Annotated in this window: 10 protein-coding genes; 5 read left to right on the plus strand and 5 right to left on the minus strand. The window is 67.0% G+C overall.

Features of this window, described 5'->3' with window-relative positions; translation table 11 throughout:
* Positions 1 to 3 precede the first annotated feature (3 nt).
* The 5 genes from L8F96_RS01120 to L8F96_RS01140 form a co-directional block, all read right to left on the minus strand.
* Positions 4 to 1254, minus strand: a complete 1251-nt coding sequence (locus L8F96_RS01120) for a dicarboxylate/amino acid:cation symporter (RefSeq protein ID WP_334654649.1) — start codon at positions 1252 to 1254, stop codon at positions 4 to 6.
* The gene (dgcA, locus tag L8F96_RS01125) at positions 1251 to 2243 is read right to left on the minus strand and encodes an N-acetyl-D-Glu racemase DgcA (RefSeq protein WP_334654650.1); all 993 of its coding nucleotides are present in this window, start codon (positions 2241 to 2243) and stop codon (positions 1251 to 1253) included. Before dgcA ends, L8F96_RS01120 begins: the two co-directional genes overlap by 4 nt.
* Positions 2227 to 3246 carry an N-acetyltransferase DgcN gene (gene dgcN / locus L8F96_RS01130; RefSeq protein ID WP_125944476.1) on the minus strand — a complete coding sequence of 340 codons (1020 nt, stop codon included), beginning with the start codon at positions 3244 to 3246 and terminating at the stop codon, positions 2227 to 2229. Before dgcN ends, dgcA begins: the two co-directional genes overlap by 17 nt.
* A 70-nt stretch (positions 3247 to 3316) precedes the next feature.
* Positions 3317 to 4912 carry an N-acyl-D-amino-acid deacylase family protein gene (locus L8F96_RS01135; RefSeq protein ID WP_334654651.1) on the minus strand — a complete coding sequence of 532 codons (1596 nt, stop codon included), beginning with the start codon at positions 4910 to 4912 and terminating at the stop codon, positions 3317 to 3319.
* Entirely contained in the window at positions 4912 to 7260 is a 2349-nt protein-coding gene (locus L8F96_RS01140) for a penicillin acylase family protein (protein WP_334654652.1), read from the minus strand. Before L8F96_RS01140 ends, L8F96_RS01135 begins: the two co-directional genes overlap by 1 nt.
* A gap of 272 nt (positions 7261 to 7532) precedes the next feature.
* Here L8F96_RS01140 and L8F96_RS01145 point away from each other — a divergent pair, with 272 nt between their 5' ends.
* From L8F96_RS01145 to L8F96_RS01170, 5 genes are all read left to right on the plus strand, one after another.
* Entirely contained in the window at positions 7533 to 10568 is a 3036-nt protein-coding gene (locus L8F96_RS01145) for a TonB-dependent receptor plug domain-containing protein (protein ID WP_241212495.1), read from the plus strand.
* 874 nt (positions 10569 to 11442) lie between these two features.
* Positions 11443 to 12561, plus strand: coding sequence for a right-handed parallel beta-helix repeat-containing protein (locus L8F96_RS01155; protein WP_334654653.1), 1119 nt, complete (start codon positions 11443 to 11445; stop codon positions 12559 to 12561).
* Between the two features lie 33 nt (positions 12562 to 12594).
* Positions 12595 to 14073: an O-antigen ligase family protein gene (locus tag L8F96_RS01160; protein ID WP_334654654.1), complete on the plus strand. Its 1479-nt coding sequence runs from the start codon at positions 12595 to 12597 to the stop codon at positions 14071 to 14073.
* 23 nt (positions 14074 to 14096) lie between these two features.
* Entirely contained in the window at positions 14097 to 15530 is a 1434-nt protein-coding gene (locus L8F96_RS01165; RefSeq protein WP_334655615.1) for an oligosaccharide flippase family protein, read from the plus strand.
* A 72-nt stretch (positions 15531 to 15602) separates the two neighbouring features.
* The gene (locus L8F96_RS01170; protein WP_334654655.1) at positions 15603 to 16937 is read left to right on the plus strand and encodes an AAA family ATPase; all 1335 of its coding nucleotides are present in this window, start codon (positions 15603 to 15605) and stop codon (positions 16935 to 16937) included.
* The last annotated feature ends 2 nt before the right edge of the window (positions 16938 to 16939 follow it).

The raw sequence follows: 16939 nt of genomic DNA on the forward strand, positions 1-16939 counted from the left end.
CCATCACTCTACCACCCGCCCCCTGAACTTGGCTTCGTCCAGCGCGCCTTCGGCCTTCGCCACCAGCGTCGCGACGGTCAAATTGGCGGAGGCTGACGGCACGGTGCGCGTCATGTCGAGCAGCCGGTCGAACGGCAGCACCAGCCCGACGACCAGCGCGGTCTGCTCGGGCGATACGCCCACCGCCGACAGCATCGCCGCCAGCATGAACAGCGAGGCGGAGGGCACCGGCGCGGTGCCGAACGCCGCCAGCGCACCCGTCGCCAGCATCACCACCAGCATCTGCGCATCGGGAATGATGCCCAGCGCCTGAAGCGCGAACTGACCCAGCAGCCCGACGTACATCGCCGTCCCGTCCTTGCCGATCGCCGCGCCCAGCGGCAGCACCGTTGAGGCAACCGGCCGCGCAACGCCCAGATTGTCGTGCGCCACCCGCAGCGCCACAGGCAGCGTTGCGGAGGAGGATGCCGTCGAGAATGCGATCGCCAGCGCATCGACGATGCCGCGGAAGAACCGCACCACCGGCAATCGCGCGACCAGCGCGATCAGCCCCGCATGCACCACCAGCATCTGCGCCAGCGAGGCGACGATGACGCACAGCGCCAGCCAGCCAACATTGACGAACACCGCCGCGCCATTGGCCGCCACCGCATTGGCGATCAGCGCGAAGACACCGAACGGCGTCACTTCCATCACGATCCGCACGATATGCATCAGCACCGCGGCCAGGCCCTGAAGCAAGGCGACGACCGGCTTGCCCGCCTCGCCCGCCAGCACGCTGCCGATCCCCAGCAGGATGGCGGTGAAGATGATCGCCAGCATGTCACCGCGGGCCAGCGCCTCGATGATGTTGGCCGGAACGATCGACAGCAACTGGTCGCTTGGCGACACCGCCGCGCCCAGCACGTGCGGCGCGACGCCGGCCAGAGCGATCCCCTCGCCCGGCTGGACCAGCAGGCCCACTGCCATGCCCAGCGACACCGCGATCAGCGTCGTCAGCGCGAACAGTCCGATCGTGCGCCCGCCGATCGGCCCCAGCCTGCGCGGGTCGCCAAGGCCGGCAATGCCGGCGGCGATGGTGATCAGCACCACCGGCACGACCAGCATCTTGATCAGCCGGACGAACAGGTCGCCGACGATCTTCACCGCCGGCGCCGCGGCGGGCCAGAACATGCCGAGCAGCGCGCCGAGCACCAGCCCGGCCACCACCCGCTTCCACAAAGTTATCGCGAACCATCCACGCAGGATGGTCACGCGGGCGTTCCCCAGAAGCCGGGCGCCGGGGGCTGCATCCAGCCGGCCTCGTCACGCACCCCGCCCTCGCGATCAGCGGCCAGCCACAAGGGCCCGTCCAGATCGACGAACGACGCGCGCTCAGCGACCAGCATCGCAGGCGCAATCCCCAGCGACGACGACACCATGCACCCCACCATCAGGCCAAACCCCATCCCCAGCGCCGCATCGGCGAGCGCCAGCGCTTCGGTCAGACCGCCCGTCTTGTCGAGCTTGATGTTGACGTAATCATAGCGGCCACGCAGCCGCGGCAGGTCCGCACGGGTATGCAGCGCCTCGTCGGCGCAGATCGGGATCCGGCTGCCCAGCCCTTCCAGCCCGGCGTCATCATCCGCCGGAACCGGCTGTTCGAGCAGGTCGACACGGTGCGCCAGCAACATGTCCTGCCAGCGCGCGACATCCTCGACACGCCAGCTTTCATTGGGGTCGACGATCAGCCGCGGCAGCGGCGCCACTGCGCGCACGGCGGCCAGCTGCGCCTCCGTTTCCTCGCGGTTCAGCTTCACCTTCAGCAGCGGCACCGACGTGTGGCGCTGCGCCACCGCCGCCATCGCCTCGGGCGTGTCGATCCCGATGGTGATCGCGGAGGCCAGCGCCTCGGGCGCCCGGCATCCCGCCAGCGCCGCGACGCTCGTACCCGCGCGCTTCGCTTCCAGGTCCCACAATGCGCAATCGATCGCATTGCGCGCCGCCCCCGCCGGCATCGCCGCGGCGAGTTCCTCGCGGGAGGCGCCTGCCTCCACCAGCGCGCGCATCCCGGCAATCGCCACCAGCGATCTGTCGACCGTCTCGCCATAACGCGGATAGGGAACGCCCTCGCCGCGCCCGACCAGCTCGCCCTCGCGCACCGTGACGGTCACCACATCGGCGACCGTCTTCACCCCGCGCGAGATGCGGAACGGGGTGTGCAGCGGAAAGCCGTCGTGGCGGGCGTCAAGCGTTCGGCGCATCGGTCGCCAGCAGATGGTCGATGATCGGATCGGCGCCAAAGCGGAACGGGTCGGTGCACGGCAGGCCATGCGCCTCGCTCGTCGCCGCCAGCAGGTCGCGCGCCTCACCCTCGCCCAGCTTGGCGGTGTTCAGCGCGATCCCGACGAAGCGTACCGCCGGGCTGGTCAGCCGCGCGACGCGCAGGTTCGCGTCGATGCACTCGGCGAGGTCGACCAGCGGATAATGCGGCAAGCCGCGCATGTGCGGGCGGGTCGGATCGTGGCACATCACCAGCGCCTGCGGCTGCGCGCCATGCAGCAGCCCGGTCGAGACGCCGGCGAACGCCGGGTGGAACAGCGAACCCTGCCCCTCGATCAGGTCCCAGCCATCGTCGCTGCGCGCCGGCGACAGGTCCTCGATCGCGCCGGCAATGAAATCGGCCACCACCGCGTCGAGCGGCACGCCGTCGCCGGCGATCAGGATGCCGGTCTGCCCGGTCGCCCGGAAATCGGCGGCGATCCCGCGCGCGCGCAGCGCATCGCGCAGGCACAAGGTGGTGTACATCTTGCCAACCGAACAATCGGTGCCGACCGTCAGCAGCCGCTTGCCCGCCCGCTTCTTGCCGTTGCCGACCGGAAGGTCCGGCCGAGGATCACGAATGTCGAACAGCTGCACGCCAGCGGCCTTGGCCGCCTCGACCAGCCGGGGCTCATCCTTCAGCCGCTGGTGAAGCCCGCAGGCCAGGTTCATCCCCGCCGCGATCGCCGCCAGCGCATCGGCCATCATCCACTCGGGGAAGCGGCCGCCCGCATTGGCGATGCCCAGCACCAGCGTGCGAGCGCCCGCCGCCGCCCCGGCCGCCGCGTCCATGCGCGGCAGGTCGAAACTGAACGGGCAATCGTCATGCCGCCACTCGCCGACGCAATCCTCGCGTCGGAACGTGGCGAGGCCGCGCGAGGTTTTCAGGCCGAATTCGTCGTCCGAATGGCCCAGGTACAGCAGATATGGTGCCGGAATGGTCATAGCGCAGGACGATAGATGCCGCTGACGGTGCCCCGCCAATCATGCTCGCAGCTTTGCCTATAACGCAAGGCTATTCCCCGCAATTTGCCGGCCGCGGCCGCAGCAGCGCGCGCCCCGCCGCCGCCCCGGTGACGGCCCCATCCTTCAGCGCCAGCTTGCCGTTGACGAACAAGGCGCTGACGCCGGCACTCGGCTCGCGCGGGCGGATGTAATCGGCCCGCGGGGTATAGCCGACGGGATCGAACACCACGACATCGGCAAAGGCGCCGGGCTTCAGATAGCCACGATCCTTGATGCGATACATGTCGGCGGTCGCCCCGCTCGACCGGCGGATGAACTGCGCCAGCGTGATCACCGGCCGTTTCACGACATAATCCTGATACAGTTTGGGGAAGGTCGCATATTGCCGCGGATGCCCGTTCGATCCGTCGGAGGAGGTGACGACCCACGGCTGCTTCATGATGAGGTCGACGTCGCCCTCCGCCATGTTGAAACTCGCGACGCCAGCGCCGGCGGGATCGGTGCCCTTGGCATTGGCCACGCGCAGGATGCGGATCGCGGCATCGATCGGGTCGAGCTTCCACGTCGTCGCCATCTGCGCCAGTGTCTTGCCGGTCCACGGCTGCCCCTGAGAGATCAGCAGCAGCGATTCCGCCCCGCCGCGCCGGCGCAAATTCTCGCGCATCTCGGTCCTGATCTTCGCCATCGTCGCGGGCGTGTCGAACCGCTTGATCATCGCCTGATAGCCGCCATCGACGGCCCAGGCCGGGACCAGCGAGGCATCGACGCTCGATCCGCTGGCCAGCCAGGGATATTGATCGGCGGTCACATCCTGCCCGGCGGCACGCGCTTCCTCGATCGTGCGGATCAGTTCGGGCGCCTTGCCATGCAAATCGACGCCCAGCGCCTTCAGATGCGCGAAATGCACCGGCGTCCCGGCGCGCCGCCCGATCTCGATCGCTTCCTTGGTGGAGGCGATCAGGCCGATATTATAGTTGGATTCGTCGCGCTGGTGGCTGTCGTACATGCCACCGCGCTTGCCCACCTCGGCCGCCACCGCCGCAACCTCGTCGGTCTTGGCAAAGCTCTGCGGCGGATAGAACAGCCCGGCGGACATGCCATAGGCACCCTCGCACATCGCCTTCGCCGCCAGCCGCTTTTCCTCCGCCAGCTCGGCCGGCGTCGGCGCGCGATCGGCCTTGCCCAGCACGCGCTGCCGGATCCCGCCAAAGCCGACGAACGGCACCACATTGGTCCCGATCCCGCTAGCCTCCAGCTTGCGTGCATCGTCCCCCACGTCGGGCGTGCCATAGCCGTCGACCCCGATCACGATCGTCGACACGCCCTGCGCCAGCCACGGCAGGTTCAACCGCACCTTGGGATCGTCGGAACGGATATAGCTGTCGGGATGGGTATGCGCGTCGATGAAGCCCGGCGCCACGATCTGCCCCTTGGCCTCCACCACCTGTCCGGCGCGCGTGCCGCGGCTCGGGCCGACATAGACGATCCGGTCGCCGGCGATCTCGACGTCACCGGTGATCGGCGGCGTCTCGGCGCCGGTATAGATCGTCCCCCCGCGGATCACGACATCGACGTTCGGCCCGCTCGCGGCGCCCAGCGCCAGCAGCGATCCGATCGCGACGCCGGCCTTCAATGCCACGCGCATCACTTGCCCCTCCCCTTCGTCGCCGGCCACTGCGGCATCAGCGTCGATCGGCTGGCCGCCACCGCATCCACCGCCGCGCGGCTGAACGGCATCGGCTGCATCTCGCCCTTGATCCACGGCGCATATTGATCGCGATAATGCGGCGAGCGCGGGTCGTTCGACTGGCCCGGCAGGTTCAGCATCACCGATTTGTCCCAGTCGCCCACGTCGATGACGTGGAGGTAGCTCGCGCCGCCGCCCGTGCGCCAGCCAGGCCCATTGCCCAGCCATCGCGCCATGACGGTGTAGCTGTCGCCACCCGATCCCTCGCCCTCGATCGCCGGGAACGCCGCGGCGACCGCCGGGATGCTCGACAGCGGGTGCGCGATCCGCACCTGGTGCAACGTGCCCCAGCGCCACGCCGCGGGATCGCTGCCCATCAGCCGCTGCGCCTCGGCCCAGCCGCTCGCCAGCGCTGCGTCCACCATGGCCGGACGGCTCGCCGCACGGCGCAGCAGCTCGGACGGCGCGATCTCGTCGACCAGCCCCTTGGCCTTGTCCGGCACGATCTCTGCCAGCATCCGCTTGCCCAGGTCACGCCACACGATCTCGTACAGCGCCGCCGCGCCGCTATCCCGGTCGAGCTTCGCGTCCCACCCGGACAGCATCTTCACCGCCGGCGCCGCGCCCGCGGATGGCTGCTTGGGCAGCAGCGCCAGGAACTGCTTGGCCGGGGTCGACAGCGTGTCGAACTGCAACGCCACGCTGCTGGCGACCGAATGGCGCTGGTGCGAGCCAAGCACCTCGGCGACGCGCTCGTAGCGATAGGGATCGCGGAACGAGAAGGCCGGGATCTTGTCGCGCGGCCAGTCGGCCGGCAGATTGTTCTGGTTGGCGGAGGCGAACCAGCCCTTCTGCGGGTTGAACTCGCTCGGCAGCGCGCGGAAATCGCGGTAGCTGTTCCAGTCATACCGCCCGTCGCCCGGCACCGGCATCAGCCCGTCGCCCTTCTTGCGCTGGGGCACGAACCCGATCACCTGCCAGCCGTGATTGCCGTCCACATCGGCATAATGGAAATTGGTCGGCGACGGGTGCAGCTTGAACGCTTCCTTCAGGCTCTCCCAATCGCGCGACAGGTTGATCGCCACCATCGCGAACGATCCGGAACCGCCCGGCTGCATCCCGATCGAGCCGAGCACGGTCGCCCGCCCCTTGGCCGGATCGTGCATGATCACCGGTCCCTGCACGGCATAGCGCAGCACGACCTTCTGCGCCGGCCCGCCCTTGACCGGGATCACTTCCTCGACGCGCTCGAACCTTTTCCATCCGCCCTCGTGACGATACCGCTCGGGATCCTTGGGATCGAGCTCGAGCACGAACAGGTCCTGCTGGTCGATGTGGAAGTTCGTCCGGCCAAAGGCGAAGCGATCGGTATGCCCCTGCATGATGCCCGGCAGCCCCGGTGCGCCGCCGCCAATCACGTCCAGCCCTGGCGCGGTCAGGTGCGCCACGTGCCGCGGGCCAAAGCCGCCGATGCCCAGATGCGGGTCGTTGGCGAGGATCGGGCGTCCGGTGGTGGTGCGGCTGCCCGCGATGGTCCAGGCATTCGACCCCGCCTGCGCGCGGTCCAGATCCTCCTCCGGCTCGCGCGTCGGCGTGTCCGGCCCGAACGGCAGCCGGCCGAGCTGAAGCACGCCCAGGTCCGCGTCGCTCACCTTCGACGTATCCAGCCCCTCGGGCACCGCCAGCTTCCAAGTGGGACGGAGCGGCGCGATCACCGCGTCCAGCTCCAGCATCCCCATCGCGGCCAGCTTCGCGCGGCGGATTTCGTCATCGGCATTACCCATCGAGCTGCCACGCGCGCGCACCAGGTCGCGGATGTCCCAGCGCAGCGGCTTGACGCCGAGGATGCGATATTCCGGCGGCAGCAGCGCGGGGTCCTTCTCCACCTCCGCGATCCGCGCGTTGATCCCGGCGATATAGCCGGCGACGGCGTCGCGCACCTCCTTGGGCACCCGCGCCAGCTCGGCGTCCAGGTCGCCGCGGTAATGGAACAGCCGCGCCACCGCATCGTGCTTCGCGAATTCGGGGCCGAACGCTTCGGCCATCCGGCCCAGTTCGCGGCGATGCGCCAGGTCGATCTGGAACAGCCGGTCGCGCGCCACGACATAGCCCTGGCCGAAGAACGCGTCCGGCTTCGTCTGCGCGCGGATATGCGGCACGCCCCAGCGGTCGTCGATGATCTCGATCGGTGCGGACAGGCCGGCAACGCGGGTGGGTCCTTGTGCCGGCGCCGACTGGCCGTGGCAGGCAGCAGACACCAGCACGGTCGCCGCCGAACCAAGCAGAAATAGGCGCCGGTCGAGCATTGCTATCCTTTCCTTGTGGGTATGCCGCAGGCTAACCGCGTGAGGCGGGCCGCGTCCATGACAAGCAGGTCACGCCTTATAGCGGCCGGTTATGCGCCGCCCTACGGCTCCCACCCATATGCCTGATCTATGGATCAACAAACACAGGTAGGCCGATCTTCCCTTGACGGCTTTCCGCTCCTACCGGCACGTTCCACCCTATCGGCGATCTGCGACAACAGCATGACGCATGCAGGTAGGCACAGGTAACAAAAGCTTTCGGGGGACGGCACGTGCGTGATATTATCTTGTCCAGAACAATGCTGACGGGAACGGCGCTGCTCGCGCTCGCTTCGGGGCTCGCGGCGCCTGCCGCTGCGCAGACGCAGCCTTCAAGCACCGCCACGGCGCAGATCGGCGATCCGGCACCCGGGACCAGCAACGACGGCAATGGCCCGGACGTCATCGTCACCGGCACGCGCATCGTCCGTGATGGCTTCCAGGCGCCCACCCCGCTGACCGTCCTGACGCAGCAGGAAATCCAGAATTCCTCGCCGTCGAACAACGTCGCCGATTTCGTCAATCAGCTGCCGTCGCTGGCGGGCTCCACGCGCCCGGCGAACTCGCGCCTCAACCTCTCCAGCGGTCAGGCCGGCATCAACGCGCTGAACCTGCGCAACCTCGGCGAAACGCGCACGCTGGTGCTGCTCGACGGCCGCCGCTCGGTGGCCTCGACCGTCACCGGCCTCGTCGACGTCAACACGATTCCGCAGGCACTGATCAAGAGCGTGGAGGTCGTCACCGGCGGCGCCTCGTCGGCCTATGGTTCGGACGCCGTCGCCGGCGTCGTCAACTTCGTCCTCGACAAGAAGTATTCGGGCCTCAAGGTCGCGATCGACAGCGGCATCACCGACAAGGGTGACGGCGGCAATTACTCGTTCAGCGTCACCGGCGGCCTCTCCTGGGGCAGCGAGGGCCGCGGCCACCTGCTGCTCAACGCGGAGCTCGCGCATCAGGACGGCATCTTCCGTGTCGATCGCGACTGGAACGCCACCGGCTACGTCCGCATCCAGAACCCGAACTGGTCCGCCAACAGCACCGAGCCGCAGTTCCTGATCCGTCGCCAGGTCGGCGCGGCGAACTCCACGCCGGGCGGCCTCATCACCGCCTCGACCGGCGCGCGCGCGAACAGCCTGCGCGGCACCTATTTCGGCTACAACGGCGCGATCGGCCAGTATCAATATGGCGCGCTGACCTTCCCGTCGCCGACCGGCACGGCCCCGCCGACGCTGACGCAGGGCGGCGACTGGCGCCTGAATGACTCCGGCCGCCGCATCGGCCTCAGCCCGGAGGACGACCGTCGCGGCATCTTCGCGCGCGCCAGCTACGAAATCGCCGACGATATCGAGGTGTTCGCAGAGGGTTCGTACAACACGCAGGAAATCTTCTTCAACGCCGGCCCGAACCTGCAGACCGGCATTGCGCTGAACGCAACCGGCTGCACCACCGTGCCCGTCGGTCCCAACTGCAACGCGTTCCTCTACAACACGCTTGGCCCGGCGGCGCTGACCGGCATCACCGGTGTGACGCTCGCCACCACCGCGGCTGACCTGCCGTTCCGCGCGATCAACAACAAGCGCGAGGTGCAGCGCTACGCCATCGGCGCAGAGGGCAGCACCGAGGTGTTCGGCAGCAACGCGGTGTGGAACGTCTTCGGCCAGTACGGCCGCGCGGACCTGCGTGAACAGCTGCGCAACATCATGAACATCAGCCGGATGGCCAATGCCACCAACGCGGTGTTCGCGCCCGCCGGCAATCCGGGCAACTTCGCGACCGGCTCGATCCAGTGCGCGATCAACGTCGACAGCAATCCCAGCAACAACGACCCGAACTGCGTTCCGCTGAACCGCCTGGGCCTTGGCGTCGCCAATCCGGCCGCCTTCAACTACGTCCTGGGCGATCCGTACCGTGACGAAGTGGTCGAGCAGTACAACGCCGGCTTCAACGTCTCTGCCTCCCCGTTCCGCACCTGGGCGGGCGAGGTCAGCGTCGCGATCGGCGCCGAATATCGTGAGGAAAAGATCCGCGGCTTCGTGCCGACCGAGTTCCAGCCGATTGCGACCACCAACGCCGCCGGCAACCCCACGACGTCCAACGCCTGGTCGGTCGGCAACTACCTGCCCACCAACGGCAGCTACAATGTGAAGGAGGTTTTCCTCGAAACGGTGGTGCCGCTCGGCGCCGGTCTCGAGTTCAACGGCGCAGTCCGCGCGACCGACTATTCCACGGCTGGCTATGTCACCACGTGGAAGGCCGGCGCCACCTGGCAGCCGATCGACGACTTCCGCGTCCGTGTCACCCGCTCGCGTGACATTCGCGCACCCAACCTGAACGAACTGTATCAGGGCGGCTCCGCGAACAGCGATTCGGTCCGCAACCCGGCCTATACCGCCGACGGCGCCAATGGTCCGGCCAGCTTCGGCTACTCGGGCCTCGTCACCGGCAACCCGCGCTTGGGCGTGGAAAAGTCGGACTCGTGGAACGCCGGTGTCGTCCTGACGCCGCGCTTCATCCCCGGCTTCGCGCTGTCGGTCGATTACTTCGACATCGACATCAAGGACGGCATCACCACGTTCAGCGCGCAGGACATCGTCAACCTCTGCGACTCCGGCAATACGGCCCTGTGCGACGCGATCTCCGAGGATCCCGCGCGCTCGGTCCCGGGCCAGCCGTACCTGCTGATCCGCAGCCAGCCGTTCAACGCGGCGAGCCAGGTCGTGCGCGGCGTCGACATCGACGCATCCTACCGCCTGCCGCTCGACCGCCTGTTCGGCGACACGGACGGGAACCTCACCCTGCGCGGCGTCGCCACCCGCTATATCGACAACATCCTCGACAGCGGCGTGCCGCAGGCGGTGATCACCAACTCGGTCGGCGTGAACGGCGGCCAGTCCACCACGCCGGACTGGATCTATCGCTTCACGGCAACCTACGACACGCCGAACTTCGCGATCACGGCAACGGGTCGCGGCGTCAGCGCGGGCAAATATGTCGCCACCGGCATCGAATGCACCAGCGGGTGCCCGATCTCGACGCCGCAACAGCCGACCTATGACGTGAACCGCGTGTCGGGTGTGTTCTACGCCGATCTCAACCTGACGCAGAAGGTCCGCTTCGGCGACGCGGACGCTCAGTTCTTCGTCAACGTGACCAACCTGTTCGATCGTTGGCCGCTGTTGCTCCCGGAAACGGGCCTGGCTGCGAACAGCACCTATTCGGACCTGCTGGGTCGTCAGTTCCGCATCGGCCTGCGGATGCAGACCCGCTGATCGCAGATGCGCCGCTACGCTCCTCCGGGGGCGTGGCGGCCGCTGCTCCCAAGGCAACGCAACGTGACAGCATCACCTCCGCCAGTTCGGGGGTGATGTTTTGCATCAGGGCTTCGCCCCACCCAGCGACCGTTTCCAGGTCCAGCGTCCACCAGCGTGACCGGGCGATCCGATCCGCCACCTCGGGCGAAAGGCGCCGGCCGATCACCCGCGCGGGCACGCCGCCGACGATCGTGAACGGCGCCACGTCACGCGTGACCACTGCCCCCGCCGCGATCACTGCGCCGTCGCCGACCGATCGGCATCCTCCGACGATCGTCACGCGATCCCCGATCCACACGTCATTGCCGATGGTCAGCGGATTATCGGCCTCCGCGCCAATCGTGTCGCGCGGCACCAGCCCCAGCTTCGCATTGTAGAAGAACGGATGCTGCGTGATCCGCCCGATCGGATGGTCCCGCCGCCGCACGATCAGCCCCTGCCCGACCGAACACCAACGCCCCACCTGCGTCCCGCGCGGCAACAGGCCGGGGCGCAGGATGGGGCCATAGGAATAATCACCCACCGAAACCCCGTGCTGCCGTTGCAGCATCGCGCGCAAATGACGGGAATGGAGCTCGCCCCCCTCCCAGCGCTTGATCAGCCGCAGGTACCAGCGATGCGTCCGCCGGCCGCCGTACAAACGACGCAGCAACATTTCCCGCAGATTCCCGATCAATGCCCCCTCCCGGCCGATTGTCCGCTCCGCTGAATATCGGCCATTCGCTCCGCCGCGGTGCGAGGTTGATCCGTTCCTGCGCTAACTCCTGCCGGCAGTGGCGCGGCGCGGTTAGAGACATCCCCGGATCTGCGGAGGGGGAAGGGTCGAGCGTTCATGTCGGCACATGTCATTCCGCCCCTGTTCGGTCTGGCGACGATCTTCCTCGCCAGCACCTCGGTCGTCACCGCGCCCGATAAGCGTGAACTGATCGTCAGCACGGCGCCGCAACTGGTCGCCGCGGTACGCCAGGCACGGGGCGGGGAGCGGATCCGGCTCGCCCCCGGCCTCTACCCGCCGGTTACGCTGCAAAACATCAACCCAGCCCGAATGGTGACGCTCACCTCGCGCGATCCCGCCGACCCGGCGATCCTCACCGGGCTCTTCCTGCGCAACAGCGGCAATCTCACGCTCTCCGGCCTCACCCTGCGCAGCGCGGGATCACCGGTGCAGCATGGCTTCACCCTGCACCGTGTGCACGATGTGTCGCTCGATCAGGTCCGCGTCACCGGCCGCCACGGTCCGATCGGCCGCGCGCAGGACAAGCTTCTGCTCGTCCGCGACAGCCGGGATGTCGGTATCACCCGGTCCGAATTCACCAATTCCTTTACCGCCATCTCGCTGCTCGACACGCATAACGCGACCGTCACAGGCAATTACCTCCACCATCTGCGGATGGATGGCGTGCGCGGCGGCGGCAATTCGCACATCGTCATCGCCGAGAATGTGATCACCGATTTTGCCCCGGCGCCGGGCGATCACCCCGACGCCATTCAGATGTGGACCTCGCGTCAGGGCAGCGCCGCGTCGAACATCACGATCCGCGGCAACATCATCGATCGCGGGGCTGGTGCCGCGATGCAGGGCATCTTCCTGCGCGATGAAAAGTCCGGCCTACCCTATCGCGACGTCGTGATCGCCGACAACATCGTCATGGGCGCGATGTACAATGGCATTGCCGTTCTGTCGAAAAGCCCCTCGCTGGTGGTGAAGGACAATGTGGTCGCGCGCTTCCCCGATCAGAAAAGCTGGATCCGGGTTCAGGAGGGCGCTCGCCTCACCGGCAATGCCGCGCCGCTCTACCTGATCGGCGCGGCCGCCCCGGCCACGCCGCCCAGCAACACGGTCATGCCGGTCACCGGCGACCGCGGCCGTTCCGCGCTGCGCCGCTGGATCAGCAACCGCTCGATGGCCGGTTATCATGCGACGTGGCGGCAACAGGCGCCCGGCCTGTGACGCGCCGCGCGCCGCCGGGATGGCAGCCTGCCAGTGACTGATCTGAACCGGCCGCTCGCGCTCCGCCGCCCTATGGTGACGCCCGCTTCCCGTGCGCGTGGGCCTCAGCGCAAGGGGCCGCTCGTCCGCGTCCACAATGGGCGGCTCGTCCGTACCGACACCGCCGTGGACCGGCAGCCGCTCGATACACCCTTGCTGCCGACGGAGATGGCGGCAGCACCTGCGCATTCGTCGCTTGCCCGCCGGCTGATGATCATCAGCTTCATCGCCACTCTTTTCCTGCCGTCGCTCTACGATGTCGGATCGATCCGGCTCTCGCCCTCCTTGATCCTCCTGATCGTCAGCTTGCCGGTAATGTTGGGCCTGTGGGCAGTCGGCCGCGCGGGGCAGCGGTCGGTGATCGACGCCCTCGCGCTGGCCTTCGCCATCTGGGCCGCCGCCACCCGCTTCCTCCTGCTCGACCCGCGCGACGCGATTGAGCCGGCCGGCGTCGTATTATTGCAAAGCGCCGGCGCTTACTTTGCGGGCCGCGCGCTGGTGCGCGACGCACCCTCGATGCGCTACACCTTCGCCGTCGCGATCGTCGGCGTCATCCTGCTCGCCCCCTTCCTCATCTGGGAATCCGTCAGCGGAACGAAGCCGCTGCTCGACCTGGCCGGCCGCTTCGGACAGGCACTCGCACCCACCTATATGGAGGAACGCTGGGGCTTCAGCCGCGCGCAGGGCGTGTTCGAACACCCGATCCTCCTCGGCGTCTTCTGTGCAACCTTGATGGCGCCGGCAATCTACATCACCGCCGCCCGTCGCACGCTCGCGTTCCGCAGCGGCATCGCGTCGACCGTGGCCATAGCCACGCTGACCTCGCTGTCCACCGGCGCGCTGCTCAGCATGAACGTCCAGTTCGCGCTGATGACCTGGAACCTGCTGCTCCGCCGCGTCCAGCGCCGCTGGATCATCCTCATCGCCCTGTGCGTCGCCGCCTTTGTCGTGACCGACCTGCTGTCGGATCGAACACCGTTTCACCTCTTCGTCGACTACGCCACCTTCAACACCCGCAACTCCTACAATCGCATCCTGATCTGGGAATTCGGCACGGCAGACGTGATGCGCAGCCCGCTGATCGGCCACGGCACCGACGAATGGGAACGCCCCGCATACATGAGCAACAGCATGGACAATTTCTGGCTCGTCATCGCCTACCGATACGGGCTGGTCGGCCTCGCCCTGCTGGCGTCCGTGTTCATGCTCACATTGCTCCGCGCATCAAAGGGCGGCACAGCCGGGGACGATGAGGCGGCAATCCGCCTCGGCTACGTCTTCGCCGTCGTCGCGACGATGGTCGCCATCGTCAGCGTTCACCTTTGGAACAACAGCTACATCTGGCTGATGTTCGTGCTCGGCGCGGGCGGCTGGCTGGTCGAGGCCGCTCGCCCCCGGAACGAGGCCAAAGTGCGCCGGGGACAGGCCGCTCCCCCCGTCGTCGCCGGCCATTTCGCGCCACTGCCATCCTGATCCAAGGCAAGGAATCCATCACCGTGCGCTTACTGCGATCAGGATCGATCGTACTGTTCAGCAACTGCGTGGACGTCGCCGCGGTCCTCGTGCGCAACGTCCTGCTCGCCCGCTTGCTTTCCGTGACGGAGTTCGGCCTCGCCGCCACCTTCGCCATACTGATGACGATTGTGGAGACATTTCAGAACGTTGGCCTGAACCGTCTCGTGGTGCAGGATCCCCGTGCCGACGATCCTGCCTTCGTCTCCAACCTCCACGGCGCGCAGATCGTGGTCAGCTTCATGGCGACCATCCTTCTCATACTGGTCGCCTTCATCTTCGCCGCGGCCACCAATACCATCAGCCAGACCGGCGACTACCTGATCCTCACCGTCGTTCCGCTCATCAACGCCTTCACAAACTTAGATATTTTCCGAATGCAGCGCGATGGACACTTCGCTCCGCAAGCGCTGCGGTCGCTGCTCTCGCAACCCCTGGGCCTGCTCGCCATCCTGCCAGCCTATTGGTTCTTCCACGATCACCGCGTCGCCCTGGCCGCCATCCTCACGCAGCAGGTGAGCGCCGTCGCCCTCTCCCACGTAGGTGTCCAGCAGAGCTATCGGGTCAGTTTCGACGGCACGATCGCCCGGCATGCCTTCCGCTTTGGCTGGCCGCTGGTCGTGAACGGCCTGTTAATGTTCTTCATCCTGAACGGTGACCGGATGATCGTCCTCAATAGGTTCGGCCCGGAATCCCTGGGCTGGTTCAGCGCGGCGCTGATGCTGACGATGATCCCCGGTAATCTCGCCGCCAAGTCCCTCCAGACGCTGGCGCTGCCCGCACTGGCGAAAACACAGGCAAGGCCGCAGGATCATGCACATCTCTACACCGTCCTGATCGCCCTTTCCGCGCTGTTGGCAGTGACATTGACGGTGGGCGCACTGCTTCTCGGAGCGGCCGTGCTCGACCTCCTGTTCGGCGCCCGCTTTCATGCCGCGGCTGCGTACATCGTGCCGCTCGCTTGCCTGAACGCCTTGCGACTATTTCGCGCCGCGCCCGCGATTGCTGCCCTTGCCTCTGCCGAAACGCGCAGCCCGCTTTACACCAATATCGTGCGGCTCGGCGGCGTGCCGGCCGCACTGGCGATCGCCGCAACAACCGGCAGGATCGACGCCATGATCCTCGCGGGGATTGGCGCGGAACTCGCCGCTGCCAACTGCGCTGGCCTGTTCACCAACGCGCCCCACGGCCGCATGCACGATGGCTATTATGCCACGCTGGCGCTTCTTGCCGCCTCGATCACGCTCGTCCTGCTCGCACACTATGTGAACGGCTATTATGCGCTGTTGCTCGCCACTCCGCTTGCAATTGTCGGGCTGCGGCTCGCCGGGTTGACGGCCAACCGCTCCTCAATCCTCGCTGCGATCACTCGGCTCGGCCAGCACAAACCCGCGGAACAAAGCAAGATCTATCCATAACGGACCAGCCCGCTTGCCGGAACCCGCCCCCAGCATCACCGGTGCTGCAGGGTAAAATGAGCGGAATACGATATGCGATGGTGGTCTTCCCTGTTCGGCCAGGCACAAGAGCAGGCGACCACGCCGGATATCGGATCGGCGCCGCACATCGAGCAGCCGGTCGCAACGCCGCGCCGCACGGCGCATGTCCTTCCCCGCTTCCGCGGCACAGCGGTCGATCGCATCGCCCCCAGCACCAGCAGCTACGACCAGCTTCGCCTCCGGCTAAGGTCGGCCTTCACCCCCGCCCGACCCGTCATGGATCCAACGAGGTTCGCTGGACGGGGTGAATTGCTTCGCACCGTCATACGGGCGGTGGAGGATCAATATTTGCACGTCGTGCTCTTCGGTCCGCGGGGCATCGGCAAGACATCCACGCTGCACGTCCTGTGCGGCATCGCACGCGAATCCCGTTATCTCGTCCGTTACGTGTCCTGCGGTGAACGCAGCAACTTCGACGCCTTGTTCCGCGCGATCCTCGCAGACACGCCGCTGTTGTTCCACGACAGCTATGATCCTACCGCCAATGAGATCGAATCCGGCCTCAGCTTCAAGGACCTGCTCGACGATCAGCCGCTGACGGTGGATCTCGTATCCGACATCTTCGATCGGCTTGCCGGAACGAGGCTGCTTGTGGTCCTCGATGAATTCGACCGGGCGGGCGATGCCGATCTGCGCCGGTCGATCGCAGAGCTCATCAAGAACCTGTCCGACCGCGGCAGCCGTGTTCAGCTGATCATCGCGGGCGTCGCGCAGAACCTGACCGAGATCATCGAGCATGTACCCTCGATCCGGCGCAACATCCTGGGCCTGCTGCTGCCCAACATGACGCAGGACGAGATCGCCGACTTGATCAACGCTGGACAACAAGCCAGCGGGATGAGCTTCACGCCCAAGGCGCTGCAGCTCATCAGCCTGGCGGCACTGGGGCTTCCTTATCTGGCCAGCCTCATCGCCCAGCATGCCGGGTTTGCGGCGCTCGAGCGACGCTCCGACCGGGTGGATCACAATGACGTCGAACGAGGAATGGGTCAGGTGCTTGACCATCTCCAGCTACGCATCGCGCCGGGCACCAGATTGCGTGTGGACGAAGCGATACGGGACGGTCACGAGCGGGCATTGGGCAGCCTCGCGCAGGTGTCCCTGATCAACAGCTTTCGACTGCCCGTGGCGCAGATCCCGCGTGATCCGGCCGGCCAGCCGAATACGTCAGCCCTCCTGCAGCCGCTTCATGACAGATATGGCCTGATCGTTCCCGTCGTCGACGAACCAGACACTTATGTGTTCAGCGACGATGGCGTACCCCTGTTCCTGTGGGTACGACTGATGCTCGCTCATGCGCGCAGCTGCAGCGACGCCGCAACCTGACC

Origin of the sequence: Sphingomonas panaciterrae, from assembly GCF_036890205.1 — a bacterium.
In the GTDB taxonomy this organism is placed as follows: domain Bacteria; phylum Pseudomonadota; class Alphaproteobacteria; order Sphingomonadales; family Sphingomonadaceae; genus Sphingomonas; species Sphingomonas panaciterrae.

Excerpts from the sequence above, each read along its gene's own strand:
- L8F96_RS01170 (WP_334654655.1), top strand. The coding sequence starts at position 15,603 with ATGCGATGGTGGTCTTCCCTGTTCGGCCAGGCACAAGAGCAGGCGACC.
- L8F96_RS01155 (WP_334654653.1), top strand. The coding sequence starts at position 11,443 with ATGTCGGCACATGTCATTCCGCCCCTGTTCGGTCTGGCGACGATCTTC.
- L8F96_RS01140 (WP_334654652.1), bottom strand. The coding sequence starts at position 7,260 with ATGCTCGACCGGCGCCTATTTCTGCTTGGTTCGGCGGCGACCGTGCTG.
- L8F96_RS01135 (WP_334654651.1), bottom strand. The coding sequence starts at position 4,912 with ATGCGCGTGGCATTGAAGGCCGGCGTCGCGATCGGATCGCTGCTGGCG.
- dgcA (WP_334654650.1), bottom strand. The coding sequence starts at position 2,243 with ATGCGCCGAACGCTTGACGCCCGCCACGACGGCTTTCCGCTGCACACC.
- dgcN (WP_125944476.1), bottom strand. The coding sequence starts at position 3,246 with ATGACCATTCCGGCACCATATCTGCTGTACCTGGGCCATTCGGACGAC.